The following is a 21,121-nucleotide window of genomic DNA, read 5'->3' on the forward strand; positions in this document are numbered from 1 at the left end:
CAATGCAACTTTAACATCCCACCCATACATAATCATTTATTATAAATTTTATAAGCTAAAGTAAAACATTATTACCATTCGTTAATACCATTTATCTTTGACATTCGCAGCCGCTATTTAAATGAAACATAATCGCCGCAGAAAGCGTTGACCATAAAGGAGTATTGACATCGGCTTGTTGCAAAGCTTCGGCCGTCCAGTCGTTGCAAGTTTTCCAAATAGAGTAACTGCCTTTTGCTTCATAAAAACTATCGCTGTTGCCGTAGCCGTAGCTAATTTTAATTTTATTACCTGCTGCGTCTAATTGGAATGAATTTTTAATAAATTTTACCAGTCTCAGATAATTTTCGCCGCTAATTTTTACACATTTGGTTTCTATACTTTGGGGGAAAACCCGATAACTTTGAACGTGTAGGGTAGACGGAGTAGGGAGAAATAGAGCTTTGAAAGCTGTAACTGGGTTGATACTTGCTGATGTGGGAGTTTCCAACATAAAAGCTCGATCTCCCCAGCCAAAAGACAAATATTTATAATCATAATTCGCATCCCGCCCTATTTCTATTAGCGGTAAAAATTGATTCCAGTCAAAATATTTATTTTTAACTGGAACAATGATTTCGGTGTGAATGCCTTGGCTGGAAACGTATAGAGACATGGTGCAATCTGCTTGCGAGTAATTTCCCCACTTTGTGGGAGTGAGATAGCCAATTGTTAGGAAAGCGCTTAAAGATAAGATGACAATTCCTAAGCGCTGTATGCTTTTTCTCATTTTAACCGTGGGTTTCAAATTCTGGCTTCTGAGGGCGGGCGCTGCATCTTTGTGGGAAAGAATTCTTGCAAGGCAGAATTGCGCTGTTCCGGGGTTTCCTTCGCCCAATTCGACAAACTTTCGTAGAAAAAGAACGACACGCCAGCGAAATCTCTTTTTCGCACTTCTTGCACTTGTTCTTGAATTTGTTTGAGGGGAACAGAATTATTTTTAAGACCTGTTAAAATGCCGATCGCAGTTGGAATATTAAGTTTAGCCAGTTTAACTTCTTCCCGTTCCAGTTCGGCACTAAAACGCTTGATATCGCTGCGATAAACCTGCAACACAATTTCGTCGATGTAGCCGCGTCTTTCCCAGGTAAACCAGTCCTGCAAGTGGGCGGGTAAAGCAAAGTGAAAAGGGTTCGGAGATAAGCTGACAATACATTTTTCTTTGCGGGATTTGATGGCGCGGGAAACTCTGCCCACGAAGTCGTTGATTTTGTCAGCGCGCCAGCGCACCCAGAAGGTTTCGCGGGGGTCGTTGGAGGGAGGACTTTTGATTTGTTGCTGATACATTGACACGGTTAACGGCTCGTAGCCAAATTCTACGGGCAAGCCGAAATGGTCGTCAAATTGAATGCCATCTATATCATAATTATCGACAATTTCTAGAATTAAATCTGAGATGAATTGCTGGACTTCGGGATGAAAGGGATTCAGCCAAACTCGATCGTGTTTGCCTTCTTTCCAAATAGTTGAACCGTCGCGCCGCTGCGCCAGCCACTCTGGGTGAAGTGTGGCTAATTCCGATTCGGCGGGAGCCATGAAACCAAACTCAAACCAGGGGATTACTGCTATACCTTTTTGGCGGGATTGTGCTATAATTTCTTTGAGGATGTCTCGGTCTTTCAATCCGGGCGAGGGGTCGATCGACTGTCCGAATACTCGTTGGGCTGCATCGCTGGGATAAAGCGTATAGCCTCCTTGCCACACCGTGGGATAGATGGTATTAAAATTGAGTTGATCCAGTCGATTTACAGCGTCAATGATGTTGTTGCGGGAGAAGATAACGTCGCTGTCAATGTTAGTCAGCCAGACGCCGCGCAATTCGGTTGTTGGGGCTTTGGGCGGGGTTTGAGCCAACAAACGCGGGGATAATATGGCGGAGGAGGTAAGGGCGATCGTAAAAACAACTATTAAAGCCAGTATCCGCTGCCATTTGTGCAGTTTAATCATCAATTTGTCGCAAATATGATTATTTTTAGACTGATATTTTACCGTATAATTAGCTTGTTAGGGTGCGTCAGCTAGGGTTATTTGATTAAAAGTCGATCGAACATTTCCTGACGCACCTACTATTTTTGATATTATTGGGGGTCAACGATGGTACCCATAAATAATATTGTTCCTGTAGTATGGTCTTGAATGGCACAAAAGAATGGACGGTCTACATTCATTTGAAAAGGCACACCGAAGCTTACCTCCATTGAAGTCACTGCGGCTGCTTCTGTACCTTCTTCGTTCACTTCCACAAAGGTTTTGTGTTTTACTGAATCTACTGCTACGTTGTCATCAGTCATCGGAGAAAAGTCGGCTTTTGAGATATCAAAAATTCCTGCCATTCCCAAAGCTATGAGTGTGCTGTTGAGTTCAACTTCATACTCCATTTTGAAGCGCGGTATTTCAATTCTTCCATCTTCCCTCCCAAATTTCAAAAAGTGCATCCATTGATTCCAGTTTTCTGGTGTTAATTCCTGCAAGAAAGTTGCCAAATTGCTATTGGAATCGGGCAAGAAAATATACATAGCCAGAGCGCGTTCTTCTCCGTAAGGTAAACTGACTGCTTGAAATTTGTCTGTTTCGTAGTACCCATAACTGCCTGCCTGAGACATCATCGGATGCTGCTTGGAAGTGCCATCGGGCAAAGAGAAAGTTTTGTTGGCAGTTTGAGATTTATCAAAGGGCGTTTCCCAGTTGCCTTTGAAATAGATGGCGTTAATCAAAAACAAGAGTTGATCGGGGCTAATTTGATTGACTATTCGATCAATTTTTCCTTGAGTTTTTTGGCTTACCCAGTCGTTAATGATGCTGGGAGCTTGCGGATTCATAAAGTCGAGTTCGGTAAGATTAGCTTTGTAGTATTCTTGATTTGTTTGCAGAAATTCTGGTTTGAAGGAGAAGCCTTGTTTCGCCCAAAGCGAGTTGGCAATTGATACTTGGACAGTGGGGTCAACTTTCTGCAAACTATTTTGCAAAGCTTGATTTGCTGAGTTGATTTCTTGGGGAGTCATTCCCGTTAATTCGAGAACTTTTGTCATTTCTTGTTTCGTTTCTCCGCTTACTCCGTTGTATGTCATTGATAGTGCGAGGGCGACAGAAGTAGGGGAAATAAAGATATTTTGATTCGGCTGTTGTTTGCTGAGGGTGTTCAACAAGTTAAAACCAAATTTGGTATTAGCTGCAACAAGTCTGGCGTCTACATTTATCTGGTTGTTAGGGGGTGTCATGGCTAGTGCTTCTGAGTGATTGGGATTTGCGAGGTTGATTGCGTTAATTTTTAGTGGCGGCGCTAATTATGTGATTCTACCGGACATGATATCATATTCTATTGGTGAATTTTTTAAGAATAACCTTGCAGGTTCATGACTTTTCGATAGTGGGCTTCTATTTCACTTACTGTTTGCGATTGACGCTTGCTAGTCCACTCGCTGCGATCGAATAATTCCCGCCTCAAAGCATCAACATCGATCGTTTTCACCTTACCTTCTGCGACAATTTGCTTGCCGTTTACCCAAACGCTGTCTACCGCATTAGTCGGGCGTCCCAATATTAGCAAGCCGATCGGATCGGTGCGCGGCAGCAATGATAAACTGGTTAAATCATACAGCACAAAATCTGCTTTTTTCCCGACTGTCAGCGAACCCATTTCATCGGCGAGATTCAAGCCTTTTGCTCCTCCCAGCGATGCCATTTCTACAGACTGGCGCGGTGTAATCCATTGGCGGTAATCCAAATCCGTGATATTGTGCAAAATCGAACCAATTTTAATCGCTTCCAGCAAATCTTGAGAGTCATTGCTAGCAGCGCCGTCGCAGCCAAAAGATACGTTGACTCCGGCTTGACGGTATTTCAAAATCGGTGCAATGCCGCTTCCCAGGCGCAAGTTGCTGAGGGGATTGTGTACGACTGTTGCTCCAGTTTCGGCCATAATCGCAATGTCGGAATCGTCCAGCCAAACGCAGTGCGCTAAGGAAGTTCGGGGACTCAAATAACCAATTTTTTGCAGGTGTTCGACAGCGCTACAGCCGTATTTTTCGTAAGCTAACTGTTTTTGCGCGGGCGTTTCTAAGAGGTGGGCGTGCCGGCAAAGATTGTAGCGATCGCTCAAATCGATGCAGCCTTGAAACAAAGCATCAGAACACAGTTGAATTCCCGTCGGCGCCAACAACATATTAACACCTTTTTCGGGATGGTGAAACTGTTTTATGGCTGTTTCCATTAATTCCAAAGTTGCCTTAGTCGATCGAATGTAAGCCGCGTGTTCGATGCCGCTATCGCCCGCAGGCATTCCCGCTGTCAGGGATTCATCTTGAATTAACGGCCCGATAAAAGCGCGGATACCGATTTCTTGATAAGCGCGAACTGCTGCGGCGATTGTCTCTAATTCTTGCCCCGGAATCAAAACTAAATGATCGACTACGCTTGTACCGCCCGACAGCAATGTTTCTACCGCAGTTCCCAAGGCGCTCAAATAAACTTGTTCGGGATCGAGAGGTGTAAAATCGTATAATTCGGCAATCCACAACTCCAGGGGCAAAGGGGGAATAATGCCTCGTTGCCACATTTCTGAAGAGTGAGTGTGGGCGTTGACAAAACCGGGTAGCAGCAGCTTATTTTTGCCGTTAATAACTGTTTGACGCCCCCTATCCCCCCCTTGGTAAGGGGGGGAATTAAAGGGGGGGTTATTGGGCGCGATCGCACTTATGCAATTATGCACCACTTGCACATCTGCAGTTTCATAACCACTATCAACCGGAATTAAAGCATTTTGAATTGTAAAGCTCATAGATTTACCCTTTTTGTAAATTTACATTGATTTTTATTGTATGATTCCCAGGCGCTAACATAGGCGATCGCCTGTAATAAAGTTAATAAATCCTAAAATTTCTCAAAAAGTTGCCACGGATACTTAATTATAGCAAAGATTTAAGATATGACAAGTTAGTAACCATCAAATAGTTATAAGATTGAAATTGTTTTTGAATCACAATCTATATGAATCCTGATTCTCTCCGCACTTTGGGCGTACCGCCGAATGCTTGGAAAGTTGATGCCAAAATTGCCGATATCACCCGATCGCCGATCGCGCCTCAACCTGTTACCCTGGAAACAGAAACTAAAACCCTGCGTTTGGACTTAGCAAAAGCAGCAATGTTGGTGATAGATATGCAAAACGATTTCTGTCATCCCGACGGTTGGCTAGCACATATCGGCGTAGATGTAACGCCCGCCAGAACTCCAATTAATCCTTTAACAAATTTGCTGCCCAAATTGCGATCGCACGCAGTACCAATTATTTGGATAAACTGGGGAAACCGCCCGGATTTGCTCAATATTAGTGCAGCTTCCCGTCACGTTTACAATCCCACAGGGGACGGCATAGGTTTGGGAGATCCGCTGCCAAAAAACAACGCACCTGTACTGATGGCAGGGAGTTGGGCGGCCGCAGTTGTCGATGAATTAAAACCCAAACCGGAGGATATTTGCGTTGATAAATATCGGATGAGCGGCTTTTGGGATACTCCTTTAGATAGTATCTTGCGGAACCTTGGCAGAACTACACTTTTCTTTGGAGGAGTAAACGCCGATCAGTGCGTCATGGCTACCCTGCAAGATGCTAATTTCCTCGGTTACGACTGTATTTTAGTCAAAGATTGTACAGCTACGACATCTCCCGAGTATTGCTGGCAAGCTACTCTTTATAACGTTAAACAATGTTTTGGCTTTTTGTCGGATTCTCAGGCTATGTTAGAAGCAATTAAATAGCAGTCATCAGGGGAGTATCCCTCTGGAGTATAAAAAGCGTTTTTTAGGAGTGCGAGAGTCCCGCACAGCAAAGCCTATATATCTCGCTTCCTGCTCTGACAGCGAACTCTCCTGTGAAATCAATAAACTTTGGAGGTTGAGCGGCGGACTAATGACTCTGGATTCTCACTAATGACAGCAGAAACATAACCACTGACAACTAACAATAAAAAAATGACAAACCAGTGCGTGATTCCTGTTATCAAGTCTCCGAAAGACTACCAAGCATTTCGCATCAGTCCGGGCGATACTAATAGATTAGCTATCGTCTTCGATCCGGTAATAGCTAATGTTTCATTAACAGTTTGCGTGGAGATTTTCGATGTGGGGGGCAAAACTCCTCCCAACCGCCATCAATTCGCAGTAGAAATGTTTTTTGTACTCAAAGGAAGAGGGCAAGCAACCTGCGACGGCAAAACAGTTAGTATTCAGCCTGGAGATAGTTTGTTAGTGCCCCCAACTGCCACTCACGTAATTGAGAATACGGGCAGTGGACGTTTGTACACTTTGTGCATCATGGTGCCGAATGAGGATTTTGTGGAACTAATTCGCAGCGGTACACCAGTCGAACTCGATGAGGAAGATATGAGAGTTCTTGGGCGATCGGATGTACTCGTATCGTGCTAGGTTTGTAGTATAGCAGTTTTTAATTGGATGAAATACAGGACACGGCATTGCCCAAAGCGTGTCAACTTAAGCTATCAGTCCGCCAGTCCTCCCGCGCACCCGCCATTCCGCCAGGGACTGAAGTCCCTGTCTAATAGCTAAAGTCCTCTAAAGAGGACTAATGAGTTGAAAAGTGTTTTTCTTAGTCCTCTTTAGAGGACTTTAGCTTTGAGGCAGGGGTTGAAACCCCTGCCGGAATATGGGTTGTACGTTAATTGGACACCAATGGGCAGTGCCGTGTCCCTACGAACAATTATCAGGTTTGTAGTAAGGATCTCAGTCCTTTATCAGAACTTTTTTATTTGATGTTTTGTAGGATTTATGCTGAAACTTTGTCAGAAAGAAACAGCGTCAATGCTAACTAAAGATGGGGTTCGTTTAGATGCTGACATCTACCGCCCCGATGCGGAGGGCGAATTTCCAGTATTATTAATGCGGCAACCTTACGGAAGGGATCTCGCCTCTACAGTAGTATATTCCCATCCCGCATGGTACGCGAAACACGGCTACATCGTTGTCATCCAAGACGTGCGGGGACGTGGCACTTCCGAAGGCGAATTTAACCTATTTGTTAGCGAAACACAAGACGGTTTTGATAGCGTCAATTGGGCAGCTAATTTGCTTGGAAGTAACGGCAAAGTCGGAATGTATGGTTTTTCCTACCAAGGCATGACTCAACTCTACGCGGCGGCTGCTAAACCGAGCGCATTAATCACAATTTGTCCGGCAATGGTAGGCTGCAATTTATACGCAGATTGGGCCTATGAAGGCGGCGCGTTTTGTCTGCAATCAAATCTCGGCTGGGCAATTCAGCTAGCCGCAGAAACCGCTCGCTTAAAAGCTGATATTTCTGCCTATCAAGCCTTGTATGCAGCTTCGAGAAATCTCCCGCTATACGATACCGTGCCGGCGCGTCCTGAGATTATTAAAAATCTCGCACCCGACTCATATTATCACGATTGGTTGCATAATTATCGACCGAGCGAGTATTGGGAAAAGTTATCGCCAAACATCAAAGATTTAGACTTACCGATGCTGCACATTGGTGGTTGGTTTGATACTTATTTGCGGGGAACAATCCATCTTTATAAGGAAATGGTGACCCGGAGTTCCTATCCGCAGCATTTGATAATTGGCCCTTGGGCGCATTTACCTTGGGGGCGAAAAGTGGGAGCGTTGGATTATGGTTTGGCAGCTTCAAATCCTGTGGATGAGTTGCAAATTCGCTGGTTCGATCGCTTCCTCAAAGGAGTTGATACAGGAATATTAGACGAGCGGCCGATTTCGCTATTTGAGATGGGGAGGAATGATTGGCAAAAATTTAATAAATGGCCTAATAATAATCATAAATCTTATTTTTTAGCAAGTAATGGACTTGCCGCGATGAGAGAAGATGCGGGTATTTTAACAGAGAGTTGCGCGGATGTTGGCACTGATGATATATTCGTACATGACCCTTGGCGGCCGGTGCCATCCTTGGGAGGTCACGCTGCATTTCCTGCCGGTGCGATCGAGCGATCGACTATTGACTGCCGCACCGATGTGTTAACATACACTTCGGCACCGCTAACAGCAGATTTGCACTTAGCTGGAGATATAATTGTCGAAGTATTTTGTACCGCCGGTGCGCCGAGTTTTGATATGTGTGCGATACTTTCTGAGGTCAAAGATAGCGGCAGCGTCTACAATTTTACTCAAGGTTATGTCCGGGTAAATTCAGATGAAACACCTGTGAGAATTGTGCTGCAAGCAACTTGTATGCAAATTGCCAAAGGTAATGCGTTGCGTCTGAGTTTGAGTGCGGCTTGTTTCCCCGCTTACGACGTGAATCCGGGAACGGGCGCGCCGGGCGGTGAAGCGCGGGCGATCGATGCTAAAATTATCACGCTGACAGTAACTTGTGGCGGGAATTGTCCGTCTCAAATTTGGCTGCCAATTGTCAATTAAACCTAAAACCTATCTAACTATGAGCGTTATTTTTCACATCACCCGCAGCCAACAGTGGGAACAAGCAAAACAAGTTCAATCCTATCGCGGCGATACGCTAGATACAGAAGGATTTATCCACTGTTCGACTCTGACACAAGTTCTTAGATCTGCTAATAAATTTTTTGTGGGACAAACAGGATTGCTGCTGCTTTGGATTGACTCGGACAAAGTGCAAGCTGAACTTAAGTATGAATTGGCTGCGGGTGAGAATTACGCGCACATTTACGGGCCGCTGAATGTTGATGCTGTGTTGAAAGTTGTTGAGTTTGAACCGGGTGCCGATGGCAAGTTTGAATTGCCGGAAGAATTAAAAAATGTTGTTTAAGATTCTGATTTTTTAGCATTGTAAACTAACTTTTTAGGGCGGGCTAGAAGCCCACCCCACGGGAAAGTTAAATTTTGTGGAACGGGCATCTTGCCCGTTCTAATTTCTGCAATATATCAATTTAAACTTACTGATTAACCAACTCTGCCGCCAATTTCAGCGCATCTTCGCGAGTCGCAATTCTCCCCTCAACCCGCGCTAATTGAATCTCCATCAACAATTGACCGATGCGCGGACTTCTGGGCAATTTCAAATATTCCATTAAATCATTGCCGCTAATTAATTGTGTCGGATGAGCAATAATATCATCAGCATCCAGATAGCGATTAATTAACAGTGAAATATCCTCAACCGCAACTCCTGCCGCCACGGCCAAAACTGCTAAAACTGGAAATGCTATTCCCACATCCCGAAACAGAAAATACTGTTCTCGCAAAGACATTTCCGCGATAGGTTTTGCTTGCAATTGTGGCAAGTATTTCAAAAGCCCGATCGCACTTTTAATCTCCGCATTGCTGTACTTCAACCGCAGCAACTGCGTTTCAGCAATTGTCTGGTCAGAATCTGCCAAAATAGCCAGCTTCGCGACAGCCAACAAAGGCGTTTTAATTGTATCTCGAATCTGACGCCCGAATTCTTTCCCTAATTCCGGGTAAATTGTCGCTAATTTGTCAGCAGATGCGTCAATTTTTGTCAAAATATCAAAACGGTCGATCGCACTTTCAAACCAAATCGAAAACAAACCGTCTTCGCAACCGCGACAAATCCAAGGAACACCGTCAGGATTACTCAACAAATAACCCAATTCCGTCCGCACCCGTTCCACCGCTACCCGACTCAACAACGGCGCTAATTCCCGAATCGCCGATTGAGTTTCAGGTTCGATCGCAAAACCCAACTGCGCCGCTTGGCGGTAAGCTCTTAATAACCTCAGCGGATCGTCCTCCAAATTTGACCGCGAAACCATCCGCAGCAAACCCAAGCGCAAATCAGTTTGACCGTCCAAAGGATCGATGATTTCTCCTGTAAAAGGATTGTAGGCGATCGCATTTATCCGAAAATCTCGGCGCAGCAAATCCCCCTCCAGACTCCCCCCTTCCGCTTGCGCCAAATCCACCGTACCGCCCGCAAACACCACCCGCGCAATTTGGCGTTCCGCATCCAACAAGACAAATCCACCTTTCGTGCGATCGGCAATTTTTCGAGCAGTTTTCACGGCCCGTGTTAGCATAACGAAATCCAAATCAAAATAGTGCGATCGGCGGCCCAGCAACGCATCCCGCACCGCACCCCCTACCAGATAAGCAGGCGGTGTCAGCAGTTCCAAATCAAACGGCCAAGTATCAGGAGATAATGAAGAGGGCAAATTAATCGGCATCGCAACAAAAATCTACTTTCCTTACAAACAATTAAACTCTTGCTACGCTAGATTAACAGAAAGCTCAAATTTCACCAATCTTTTTGAAATGCACAGAGGATATCAAGAATGTGTATTTGTATTAACTGCCACTATGTAGACCGCTGCTTCACCTACCACGCCGTAGAAGAACAGCACGAACAGCTTCACCTCACCGAAACACCCGATTTCGACCCCGTAGAACCCACCATCAACGTCAACATCCGTCCCCGCCAAGACGAAATTGAAATGGAATGGGATGTAGTTGGGTGTCAGAGTTTCAAGCAAGAGACCGGCAAATGGGCAAAATTGCGGCCAGGCGAACTCGTCCCGACTTAAGGAAGAAGTCATTAGTCAGTAGTCAGTAGTCATTAGTCATTAGTTATTTGTTGGTTGTTGGTTGCTATTTGTTGTTTTTTATAGGTTTTTTGTGAGTGGTTGGCGATAACAACCAATAACCAATAACCAATAACCAATTCCCAATGCCCGATGCCCGATGCCCGATGCCCAATTCCCCATTCCCCCTTCCCAATTAAAAATCTAAAATCTAAAATCTAAAATCTAAAATCCAATGTGCTATTGCTTAAACCCAACTTGTCAGAATCCGCACAACCCAGGGGATGCAGAATTGTGCCAAAGTTGCGGCTCAAAATTGTTGTTAACTCTTGACGCAGAAACACCATCAGCATCTCGCTACCGAACCGTAAAGCCGATCGGGCAAGGAGGCTTTGGCCGAACATTTCTAGCAGTTGATGAAACCAAACCCCTGATTTTTTCGCAGTGCGTAATCAAGCAATTTTTGCAGCAAAATACCGCAGCCGAAAAAGCCGCTCAACTATTTCACCAAGAAGCAGCCCAGCTAGAAACCTTGGGAAAACATCCCCAGATTCCCGAATTAATCGCGCATTTTGAACAAGACGGGAGACAGTATTTAGTACAAGAATTTATAGACGGCAAAAACCTAGCCAGAGAATTAGAACAAAAAGGAGCATTCACCGAAACTCAAATTCGGCAAATCCTCAACGATTTATTACCAGTGCTCCACTTCGTCCACAAATCCAAAGTTATTCACCGCGATATCAAACCCGAAAATATCATTCGCCGCCGGCTAACTCCAGCCCCTTTACCCGCCTTAGAAAATTCCTATCAACCCTCTCCTTTCCAAAAAGATATTGTTTTAGTAGACTTTGGTGCAGCTAAGAAAGTAACAGCAACCGGATTGCCGCAAACAGGTACAATCATCGGCAGTGCTGCTTATACAGCCCCAGAACAATTGATGGGAAAAGCAGTTTTTGCCAGCGATATCTACAGTTTGGGCGTTACCTGCATTCACTTGCTGACTGAAATTCCTCCCTTCGACTTGTTCGACAGCACAGAGGATTCTTGGGCTTGGCGAAATTATTTGAAGACTGCTGTTAGCGATGATTTCGGCCGCATCCTCGACACAATGCTTCAAAGTGCCACCAATCGGCGCTACAGTTCAGCATCAGCAGTCATCCGGCACTTGAACCCCAAACCGGTGTATTTAGACGCACCGCCGGTGCTAGACGCGCCGGAAACGCCCGCAGAACGGGTGCTTACACCTGCGCCCGGTGTGTCGCTTTTCACTCGCCAACAGCAAGCCGAAATTCAGCAAGCTTTGCAAGAGGATCTCGCCCCCTACAATGTTACAATCCAAGTCAGTCAAGCCAAGCAACAGCTCACTATCGTCATCAACAGAACCGAAGACAACCCCGTTTACTATCCGCACTTATCTCAAATAATTGCCACCAGACTCACCGATTTGCAGTTAAATAAAGTCGCAGCCGTGAAGCTGTTGGGAAGAGTCAACAATTCTCGCCGCCCGGAGTGGAAGCAAATATTGCAAATCGATCCCAAGATTCAATTGAGAAACAAACTGTTGCGGCTGCAACACAATCAATTACTCAAGAAAATCGCCTCTGTTACTACCCAAGAATTTTGGCTGCCGAAGTTGAAAACTCAGGATTTTTGGATAGATGCGCTAATGTTTGCGTTAGTTTGGTTTATCTTTGGCTCTCAAATAGTCATTTTTAATTCTTGGTTTGCGCTAATAGTTACGTCGGGTTTTATGACGGTGAAGCATCAAGTTTCCCAAAACAAAGAATTTGCCAATAAAAATTTATTTGCAAGTTTAGTAGTGCTGTTTTTGATGACTGGAGGAATGGGTAATTCTAGGATTTTAAATACGGGAATATTTGGCATTCTTTTGGGTTGCTTAGTTGTGGCTTTGCCTCTGTTTTTTGTTAAGGAAAATTATCAGTAATCGTGAATAGCAATCCCCAAGACGGAACATCAGTTAAAAAATACGGCTTAGCCCTGCACACAGCTAGTCGGGAACTCGGTTTAGCCATCAGCAATTTTGCCGGGGATTCTCGCTGCAAAACTTGGAATTTGGATCGGGATTTAGCGACTCATTTGCATCAGTATTTAGTCGAGTTTATTGGGCCGCAAACTTGGGCGGATTTGGCTTTTATTGCAGTGGCGAAGGGGCCCGGAGGCTTCACGGGGACTCGGATGGGTATGGTGACGGCGCGGACTTTGGCTCAACAGTTGGATATTCCGGTTTTTGCGGTTTCAACTCTGGCGGCTGTCGCTTGGGCGGAACCCCCCCAACCCCCCCTTGCTAAGGGGGGGCTTTTGAGTGCAGAACCCCTCATTGCTAAGGGGGGGCTTTTGGATACGGAACCCCCCCAACCCCCCCTTGCTAAGGGGGGGCTTTTGGATACGGAACCCCCCCAACCCCCCCTTGCTAAGGGGGGGCTTTTGAGAGAGGATATGGCGGTGCAAATGCCTGCACAGCGGGGACAATTGTTTGGCGCTGTTTATTCAGTTAACAAGGATTCTGGTTTAACTGAGTTGTTTCCTGATACGGTGATGACTCCTGAATCCTGGCAGGAAAAGTTGGATAATTGGGGGAATTCTTATCAGTTAATTGAAGTTGGTAGCGAGTTGGGATGGTCGGTTTCTAGTGTGTTGGAATTGGCTTATTTGGAGTGGCAAATGGGCAGTCGTCCTGATTGGTCGGATGCTTTGCCTTTTTACGGGCAACATCCGGTTAAGGGACACTGAATATTGGGAATAGGGCATTGGGAATAGGGAATTGGGCATTATTTCGTTTCTGTTAAACTCACATCTTGCACCATTGTCAAGAACAGGCAAGATGCCTGTTCCACAAAGAGTAGATTTTCTTGTGGAACAGGCATCTTGCCTGTTCCTAAAAGGCTAATTGAGAAGGGTGCAAGATATAAGTTAAATCAACTTGTAGAGTGCGTTTTTTTTCCGACAATGCCCGATGCCCGATGCCCGTAAATGATTTATAAGCAATTAAGCAGACTTGATATCGTTGTTTATTTAAGGGCTATACAAACTTCGAGGCAAAAAGTTAATGTTAGCGGGTCTGGGCTTTCGGTTCGCAATCGATCGATCTCAGCTCGATCGCAGCCGCGAGATTCCATAAAATCGAGCATCCAGTTCGTTATTGTCGCGAGATCGATGTATTTTGCTCCGAGACAAACAGGGCAAATTTCTGGGCTGAGGGTACCGGTGCCGCCGCATTCGGGGCAATCCCAGTGGCTGGTTACGGGATCGGGGGTAGTTGGGATGTTGTTCATGCTGGGAAAAAGTTCGTCAAGCGTAGCTATCCGGCAGAGAATCGCACCTACTTGTTCACTCTAGCAAAAATGCCGATCGCCCTTACTTGTTCCTGTCTTTACACTAAGCGGGCTAGTGATTAATATTGACAAAAATACAAAAGGGGTGGCTATGCTCGATCGCACTCAATGGTTTTTGGCTGGTATGTCGATCGCACTTTCGCTTCAGTTAAGTCAGCCAGTGGCAGCAGCCGTTCCCGTTGGTAAAGCCTTACAAACAGCACAAATTGGCAGTAACGACGCTGCTGAAACAGCATTAAAAGAAGGACTGCGACTGTACCGGCAAGGAACATTAGAAGCGAAAAAAAGCGCGATCGTCAAATTTGAAGAAGCATTAAAACTGTATCGAGAAGCGGGCGACAATAGAGGGCAAGCACTTAGCCTCCTTGGTCTTGGCAAGGTCTACTCAGATTTGGGAGAAAAACAGAAAGCGCTAGAGTATTACACCCAGTCGCTTCCCCTGAGTCGGGCAGTAGGCGATCGCAGTGGGGAAGCTGCCACCCTCAACAACATCGGCTTAGGCTACTCAGAATTGGGAGAAAAACAGAAAGCGCTAGAGTATTACAGCCAGTCCCTTCCCCTGGTTCGGGCAGTAGGCCATCGCTCCGGGGAAGCTATCACCCTCAACAACATCGGCTTAGTCTACTCACAATTGGGAGAAAAACAGAAAGCGCTAGAATATTACAGCCAGTCGCTTCCCCTGAGTCGGGCAACTGGCGAGCGCGCTCTTGAAGCTAGCACCCTCAACAACATTGGCAGAGTCTACTCCGATTGGGGAGAAAAACAAAAAGCGCTAGAGTATTACAGCCAGTCGCTTCCCCTATTTCGGGCAGTAGGCGATCGCAGTGGGGAAGCTCTCACCCTCAACAACATCGGCGGTGTCTACAATGAATTGGGAGAAAAACAGAAAGCGCTAGAGTATTACAGCCAGTCGCTTCCCCTGAGACGGGCAGTAGGCGATCGCAGCGGGGAAGCTGTTACCCTCAGCAACATCGGCGCTGTCTACAATAAATTGGGAGAACAACAAAAGGCGCTAGAGTATTACAGCCAGTCGCTTCCCCTGAGACGGGCAACCGGCGATCGCAGTGGGGAAGCTGCCACCCTCAACAACATCGGCGGTGTCTACAATGAATTGGGAGAAAAACAGAAAGCGCTAGAGTATTACAGTCAGTCGCTTCCCCTGAGTCGGGCAACCGACGATCGCAGTGGGGAAGCTAGCATCCTCAACAACATCGGCGCTGTCTACAATGAATTGGGAGAAAAACAGAAAGCGCTAGAGTATTACAGCCAGTCGCTTCCCCTGAGACGGGCAGTAGGCGATCGCAGCGGGGAAGCTCTCACCCTTTACAACATAGCTTCTTTCAAACGCGACCAAAACCATCTTACCGAAGCCCTCAACGACATTGAATCCTCTCTCAAAATCATCGAAAACCTCCGCACCAAAATTGCCAGCCCAGAACTCCGCAGCTCATACTTTGCCACAGTACAAAACTACTACGAACTCTACATCGATTTGTTAATGCAACTGCATAAAACTAATCCTAAATCCGGTTACGATACAAAAGCCTTAGAAGCCAGTGAACGTTCTCGCGCCCGCAGTCTCCTCGAACTCCTCCAAGAAAGTAACGCCAACATTCGCGAAGGCATTGACCCCGATTTACTGCAACAAGAAAAGAGCCTGCAACAGCAACTCGATGCCATTGAAAAACAGCGCATCGAAACAATCAGCACCCCCAATCCCAATCAAACTAAAATAGCTGAAATCGACTCTCAGCGCCTCGCACTTTTGGAACAATATCAACAAATTCAAGCCCAGATTCGTACCGCCAGCCCCCGCTACGCAGCCCTTACCCAACCCCAACCTTTAACACTGCCAGAAATTCAGAAACAGATTCTCGATGAAAACACTATTTTATTGCAATATTCCCTCGGCACAAACCGCAGTTATTTGTGGGTTGTGACATCAACAGGAGTAACCAGCTATGAATTACCAAAACGCGCAGACATTGAAACAGCAGCTAAGGACTTCCTAGAGACAATAACTAGCCCAATCCAGAGAGATATTCCCCAACAAGTTGCCCAAGCAAGTGCCAATCTCGGTCAAGTAATTTTACAACCCGCAGCAGCCCAATTAGGCAATAAACGCTTATTAATTGTTCCCGACGGCGTGCTGCATTATACCCCTTTTCAAGCTTTAACTATTTCCCAAACCGCCGGACAAAATACCAATCTTCCCTTAATTGTCGAACATGAAATTATCACTCTGCCTTCTGCCTCAACTCTCGCCATTCTCAGGCAAAATTACGGAGATAGAAAACCACCAAGCCGAACTTTAGCTATTTTAGCCGATCCTGTTTTCAGTCCAAATGATGAAAGAATTAAAGGAAAAATCACCCAAGCAACGACTGAAAAATTAGAAGCAAATAACCTCGGTTTAAATCGCTCGCTTCGTGCTTCTAATCGGCAATGGCCACCCGAACGCCTCCCATTTACCCGCCAAGAAGCCCAAACGATATCCAGCTTATTTCCCTCAGCTTCTAGCACTCAAAAGATTGATTTTGATGCCAGCCGCACTACTGCTACCGACGGCAGTTTAGCTAATTATCAAATCGTTCACTTTGCCACCCACGGCCTTGCCAACAGCCAAAATCCCGAACTGTCAGGAATTGTGATGTCGATGGTAGATGACAAGGGCAATCTTGTCAATGGTTTTTTGCGCCTCACGGATATTTTCAACTTGAAACTGGCGGCAAATTTAGTGGTTTTAAGTGCTTGTCAATCGGGCATGGGGCAGAATGTTAAAGGCGAAGGAATGGTGGGATTGACAAGGGGTTTTATGTATGCGGGTGCTCAGCGGGTGGCGGTGAGTTTGTGGAATGTGGATGATGAAGGAACTTCTGTGTTAATGCAAAAGTTTTATCAAAAAATGGTGCAACAAAAGTTAGCGCCGGCGGCAGCTTTGAGGGCGGCGCAGATGGAAATGATGCAGGAGGAAGAGTGGAAATCTCCCTATTATTGGGCTGCTTTTACCTTGCAAGGCGAGTGGAAATGATATACAGCACTTGTGCTGGTAAGTAACTACATAGCCCTTGTAGGGAAACGGCAATGCCCATTGGTGTCAACAAACACGTTAAATCGGTAGTCCGATAGTCCGACAATCCGACAGTCCGACAATCCGACATTCCGACATTCCGACAGTCCGACAGTCCGACAATCCGACAGTCCGACAATCCGATAGTCCGATAGTCCGATAGTCCGACAGTCCGATAGTCCGACAATCCGACAGTCCGACAGTCCGACAATCCGACAGTCCGACAATCCGACAGTCCGACAATCCGACAGGGAATGAATTCCCTGTCTAATAGCTAAAGTCCTCTGAAGAGGACTAATGAGTTTAAAAATTCGGCGTTGCTGGGCGTTGCTAAATACAGGTAGGAATTCAGATTTCCCAATTGCTATAAAACCAGTATGGTCAGTTTTGTAACATCAAGCAAAAAGTTGATTCCTACCGCGAATCAGCAACGTCAAAAATTCTTCTTCCCAGTCCTCTTCAGAGGACTTTCACTATGAGACAGGGGTTTCAACCCCTGGCGGATTGGCGGACTACCGGGTGGGCGGCGTGAATCAGCAACGTCAAAAATTCTTCTTCCCAGTCCTCTTCAGAGGACTTTCGCTATGAGACAGGGATTTCAACCCCTGGCGGATTGGCGGACTAACGGGTGGGCGGCGTGAATCAGCAACGTCAAAAATTCTTCTTCCCAGTCCTCTTCAGAGGACTTTCGCTATGAGACAGGGATTTCAACCCCTGGCGGATTGGCGGACTAACGGGTGGGCGGCGTGAATCAACAACGTCAAAAATTCTTCTTCTCAGTCCTCTTCAGAGGACTTTCGCTATGAGACAGGGAATTCATTCCCTGGCGGACTACCGGGTGGGCGGGCGGACTACCGGCTGGGCGGGCTGACAGCTTAAGTTGACACCAATGGGCCGAAGAGCCCGGAACGGGCAAGATGCCCGTTCCACAAAAGAAAGAGTTTTCTCGTGGGGTTGGGCATCTTGCCCGCCCAGAAAAGGGTTTATCGCCCGCTAGCTAAAGCCTCCCGCAATTTGCGGCCCCGCGATTTATCCCGAAGTTCTGGAGTTGCCATCCGCAACACAAAATCCAGCAACCAAGGCGCAATTCGGTGACACCAAACTGCTAGATGACTTTGCCATCCTACCAAGATTTCCGGCGCATCTTTCTGCAATCCCGCGACAAGTGCTAGGGCAACTTTTTCGGGAGTTGTGGGCACTACCCACCGGAATTGTTCCAAGTCTCGCACCATGTCGGTATCTGTTAGAGATGGCAGCAAAGCTGTGACTCGAACATTGTACTGAGTTAACTCGCTACGCAAAGCTTGGGTGAATCCCAAAATGGCAAATTTGGTAGCAGAATAAGTCGCCATTGTGGGAGCGGCAATTTTGCCCATTAAGCTCGAAACATTGACGATGGTTCCCTCTTTTTGAGTCGCCATTCGCCTCGCAATCAAGCGGGTAATTGTGTAGGTTCCGAGCAAATTTAAGGCGATTTCTTCCTCGATTAATGGCAGCGGGGAACGTAAGAATGATGCTTGGTGGGCGACGCCTGCACAGTTGACTAGCAGGTGAATCGGGCCGCAATCTCGCCAAGCTTGGGCGATCGCAATATTCACCGCTACTGACTGAGTTAAATCCAAAGCTAACGGCACTACTTCTGTGCCCAAAACATCGATTTCCTCTGCCAGTTCAATTAATTGCTTGCGGTTGCGCGCCACAATCAACAAACGTTTGACTCCTTGTCTCGCTAATTCCAGGGCGATCGATCGCCCAATTCCGCGCGAAGCTCCTGTAACAAGAGCTGTTTTTCCTTGAAGTTGCATAATAGATTAAACCTTTTGGTAGATGCTCACCGCGGCACGGAGTTATGAGTTGTGAGTTGTGAATTATTAGTTATGAGTTGAATGTTTTGGCGGTAACAACTCATAATTCATAATTGTTGAAAAGGCTATCTTGTTTCGATAAGCCTAATTTTTTCGTGGGGTTAACTCAAAACCCAAAACTGTTGAATCGCTAACGTGCGCGTGAGTTGAACTAAACTTTTGGTTTGCCAGGAATCAGTCAAATATCTGGTCATGTAACCTCATGCAAGCAGACAAATTTGAGATGGGCAAACCTAGTCGGAAATCATGACCAAGCGGGCTTTATTACCGCTTTTTTTTCAGTTCGCGGAGGTGGACTTTGCCTGTGTAGCCGCGAATTTATTCGCCAGGGATTGGTTTTCTTCAGTCCGCGAAGGCGGACTTTGCCTGTGTAGCCGCGAATTCATTCGCCGGGAATATACGCCGGGGATTGGTTATCCGCCAGGGCTTTATTACCCTCTTTTTTTAGTCCGCAGAGGCAGACGATATCCTGTGCAACCGCGACTTACAATCGCCGGGGATTCGTGCGAATTGGCACAGGATAATTGAGCAATGCAGATTATCAATTCCACACCTCCTAGATATGAGAATTTCCTATCTACACACACCTTAACAACTTGACAGAGAAGCGGCAACAATTTTTAATAAATCTTCCGCAACACTTCTTTACAATTTTCTCAGAGTGCCGATTTCCAAGTGCCGTGAAAGCCTAAAGGTATGACACCAGGCAATTCTAGCTTGCAAACAGGTTCACGGGAAAGTCCGTCGCTGTCAAATATCCAGACTTCGCTGCTATCAGAATTGCCGTCGTAAACAACTGTTACTATCCAACCTTTCTCCGAGGAAATATCTGGAACGTAGATGGGCTCTGCGGGATAGCGATTTTCGCCACAGTCGGCAATTGTGAGATTGCGGCTTTGCGTGTCCAAACGGGCGATCGCACCGAAACGTTCCGCTACAATATCAACGTCAGGCCGATACATTGCCAGATAAATATACCGCGAGTCTTGACCTACTTCGTCCGCAGGTACAACGGGAAACTCACACGGTTTATCCAACAATTCTTCTATTCCTGTCACTTTCGCCGTCAGAGGATTGAGATGCACTCGGCAAAGAGTACCCTCCGCATCGGTGCTAGTTTCACCAGTCGGTACTTCTTTCAGCCGCTGATTAGTTTGAAAGTCAGCGAAGCGCACAAAATCTACAGCCACCGAACCATCTTCCTTGACAAAACCGTTAGCAAAATGCCACTGAAACCAAGGTTCGGTTTCGCCGCGACTAACTAAAGAGAGAGTTTCAGAGTCAAAAACTAATATCTGAGTACCTAACTCCGGTTTCCACTGAAAGGACTCGCTATAACTGCTAATTCCCGTTAACAATGGCAAAAAATTGACTTGCACCGGCGGGATAAAAAATATCAGATATTTACCCGCCAAAACAAAATCGTGGAGCGCGTAAATTCCATCTAAAGCAACTGTTGATTGTTGCACGACTTGGCCAGTAAAATCGCTTTTATACAGATTCAACTTTGTAGTCGCACCGTTGGTAACTCCAAAGTTGAAAATATTGCCAGTAATCGGGTCGCGCTTGCAGTGAGCAGAATAAACAAATTTACTATCTAAACTGCCTAAATCGTCCGTTCCCTGAGTTTCCAGGGTTTGCAAATCGAGGCGGTGAGGCGGGCCACCTTCCCACAATGCCAAAAGGCGATCGGGCAAAGCTAAAACAGAAGTATTGGCAGCATTTTTAACAGTTTTAGTCCACCGCAACCACACAGGGCCCGGTGCTGTCATGCCATAATTACTGTAGAGAAATTTATCTGCTTTTTCTTCAGCTAGATATCCCGCTGTTTGCACGTAGCGATAAACAGCCGTAGCACCGACATCGGTAAAATGTACTGCCAAAATTGCACCGTCGCCATCAAACCAGTGTCCCGCAGCAACACCGCCGCGTTCCAAACGTCCGGGCCCGTTGCGGTAGAGAGTGCCGCGCAATCCGTCGGGAATTTTACCAGTTTTAACCGATAGCTGAGTCAGCGGAAACTCTGCCGCCGGACTGGCTAAAGATTTAGCCCAAGATTTTTTAGCTGAGATTTTAGTGTCTGTTTTCATTTGAAACTCGCAATTTTAAACTGATCTGACAGATATTTTGCTATACAATTATAGCAAAAACCATCTATAACAGTTCTCGCGTGAGCCATTCATCAATGAATTAACAATTGCTCAATCCCCCAATCTAAAATCTAAAATCTAAAATCTAAAATCTCAACCTGTACCTCACTTAATCGAACAAGGGTATAACACC

At 46.1% G+C, this 21,121-nt stretch carries 16 protein-coding genes; 8 read left to right on the top strand and 8 right to left on the bottom strand.

Annotated elements, in window-relative coordinates:
* Positions 1-91 precede the first annotated feature (91 nt).
* The 4 genes from QT987_RS04770 to QT987_RS04785 all read right to left on the bottom strand — a co-directional run bounded on the left by QT987_RS04770 (position 92) and on the right by QT987_RS04785 (position 4,816).
* Entirely contained in the window at positions 92-769 is a 678-nt protein-coding gene (locus QT987_RS04770) for a TIGR02117 family protein (RefSeq protein ID WP_333237735.1), read from the bottom strand.
* A 14-nt stretch (positions 770-783) separates the two neighbouring features.
* Positions 784-1,986 carry a glycoside hydrolase family 10 protein gene (locus QT987_RS04775; RefSeq protein WP_333237737.1) on the bottom strand — a complete coding sequence of 401 codons (1,203 nt, stop codon included), beginning with the start codon at positions 1,984-1,986 and terminating at the stop codon, positions 784-786.
* 131 nt (positions 1,987-2,117) lie between these two features.
* Positions 2,118-3,257 carry a serpin family protein gene (locus QT987_RS04780; RefSeq protein ID WP_333237740.1) on the bottom strand — a complete coding sequence of 380 codons (1,140 nt, stop codon included), beginning with the start codon at positions 3,255-3,257 and terminating at the stop codon, positions 2,118-2,120.
* Positions 3,258-3,370: 113 nt separating this feature from the next.
* Positions 3,371-4,816 carry an amidohydrolase gene (locus tag QT987_RS04785; RefSeq protein WP_333237742.1) on the bottom strand — a complete coding sequence of 482 codons (1,446 nt, stop codon included), beginning with the start codon at positions 4,814-4,816 and terminating at the stop codon, positions 3,371-3,373.
* Positions 4,817-5,025: 209 nt separating this feature from the next.
* Here QT987_RS04785 and QT987_RS04790 point away from each other — a divergent pair, with 209 nt between their 5' ends.
* From QT987_RS04790 to QT987_RS04805, 4 genes are all read left to right on the top strand, one after another.
* Entirely contained in the window at positions 5,026-5,796 is a 771-nt protein-coding gene (locus QT987_RS04790; protein WP_333237745.1) for a cysteine hydrolase family protein, read from the top strand.
* A 213-nt stretch (positions 5,797-6,009) separates the two neighbouring features.
* Positions 6,010-6,462 (top strand): cupin domain-containing protein, encoded by a 453-nt coding sequence (locus QT987_RS04795; RefSeq protein WP_333237748.1) that lies wholly within the window; start codon positions 6,010-6,012, stop codon positions 6,460-6,462.
* Positions 6,463-6,855: 393 nt separating this feature from the next.
* Complete coding sequence (locus QT987_RS04800) at positions 6,856-8,448, top strand: CocE/NonD family hydrolase (protein ID WP_333237750.1); 1,593 nt, start codon at positions 6,856-6,858, stop codon at positions 8,446-8,448.
* Positions 8,449-8,467: 19 nt separating this feature from the next.
* Entirely contained in the window at positions 8,468-8,815 is a 348-nt protein-coding gene (locus QT987_RS04805; RefSeq protein ID WP_333237752.1) for a DUF952 domain-containing protein, read from the top strand.
* A 127-nt stretch (positions 8,816-8,942) separates the two neighbouring features.
* Here QT987_RS04805 and QT987_RS04810 read toward each other — a convergent pair whose 3' ends face one another.
* On the bottom strand, positions 8,943-10,193 hold the full coding sequence (locus tag QT987_RS04810) for a CCA tRNA nucleotidyltransferase (protein ID WP_333237754.1): 1,251 nt from the start codon (positions 10,191-10,193) through the stop codon (positions 8,943-8,945).
* 108 nt (positions 10,194-10,301) lie between these two features.
* On the opposite strand from QT987_RS04810, the gene QT987_RS04815 reads away from it, so the two are divergent.
* From QT987_RS04815 to tsaB, 3 genes are all read left to right on the top strand, one after another.
* Entirely contained in the window at positions 10,302-10,550 is a 249-nt protein-coding gene (locus QT987_RS04815) for a Ycf34 family protein (protein ID WP_006632635.1), read from the top strand.
* 232 nt (positions 10,551-10,782) lie between these two features.
* The gene (locus QT987_RS04820; RefSeq protein WP_333237755.1) at positions 10,783-12,495 is read left to right on the top strand and encodes a serine/threonine-protein kinase; all 1,713 of its coding nucleotides are present in this window, start codon (positions 10,783-10,785) and stop codon (positions 12,493-12,495) included.
* A gap of 2 nt (positions 12,496-12,497) precedes the next feature.
* Positions 12,498-13,301: a tRNA (adenosine(37)-N6)-threonylcarbamoyltransferase complex dimerization subunit type 1 TsaB gene (gene tsaB, locus QT987_RS04825; RefSeq protein ID WP_333237757.1), complete on the top strand. Its 804-nt coding sequence runs from the start codon at positions 12,498-12,500 to the stop codon at positions 13,299-13,301.
* A gap of 278 nt (positions 13,302-13,579) precedes the next feature.
* Here tsaB and QT987_RS04830 read toward each other — a convergent pair whose 3' ends face one another.
* Positions 13,580-13,843 carry a hypothetical protein gene (locus QT987_RS04830; RefSeq protein WP_333062003.1) on the bottom strand — a complete coding sequence of 88 codons (264 nt, stop codon included), beginning with the start codon at positions 13,841-13,843 and terminating at the stop codon, positions 13,580-13,582.
* A 151-nt stretch (positions 13,844-13,994) separates the two neighbouring features.
* On the opposite strand from QT987_RS04830, the gene QT987_RS04835 reads away from it, so the two are divergent.
* Positions 13,995-16,934 carry a CHAT domain-containing protein gene (locus tag QT987_RS04835; RefSeq protein ID WP_445299598.1) on the top strand — a complete coding sequence of 980 codons (2,940 nt, stop codon included), beginning with the start codon at positions 13,995-13,997 and terminating at the stop codon, positions 16,932-16,934.
* 1,022 nt (positions 16,935-17,956) lie between these two features.
* On the opposite strand, the gene QT987_RS04840 is transcribed toward QT987_RS04835, so the two are convergent.
* Positions 17,957-18,778 (bottom strand): SDR family NAD(P)-dependent oxidoreductase, encoded by an 822-nt coding sequence (locus tag QT987_RS04840; RefSeq protein ID WP_333237762.1) that lies wholly within the window; start codon positions 18,776-18,778, stop codon positions 17,957-17,959.
* A gap of 716 nt (positions 18,779-19,494) precedes the next feature.
* Positions 19,495-20,928 (bottom strand): carotenoid oxygenase family protein, encoded by a 1,434-nt coding sequence (locus QT987_RS04845; RefSeq protein WP_333237765.1) that lies wholly within the window; start codon positions 20,926-20,928, stop codon positions 19,495-19,497.
* Positions 20,929-21,121 lie beyond the last annotated feature (193 nt).

Origin of the sequence: Microcoleus sp. SVA1B4 (assembly GCF_036700545.1) — a bacterium.
Classification (GTDB): domain Bacteria; phylum Cyanobacteriota; class Cyanobacteriia; order Cyanobacteriales; family Microcoleaceae; genus Microcoleus.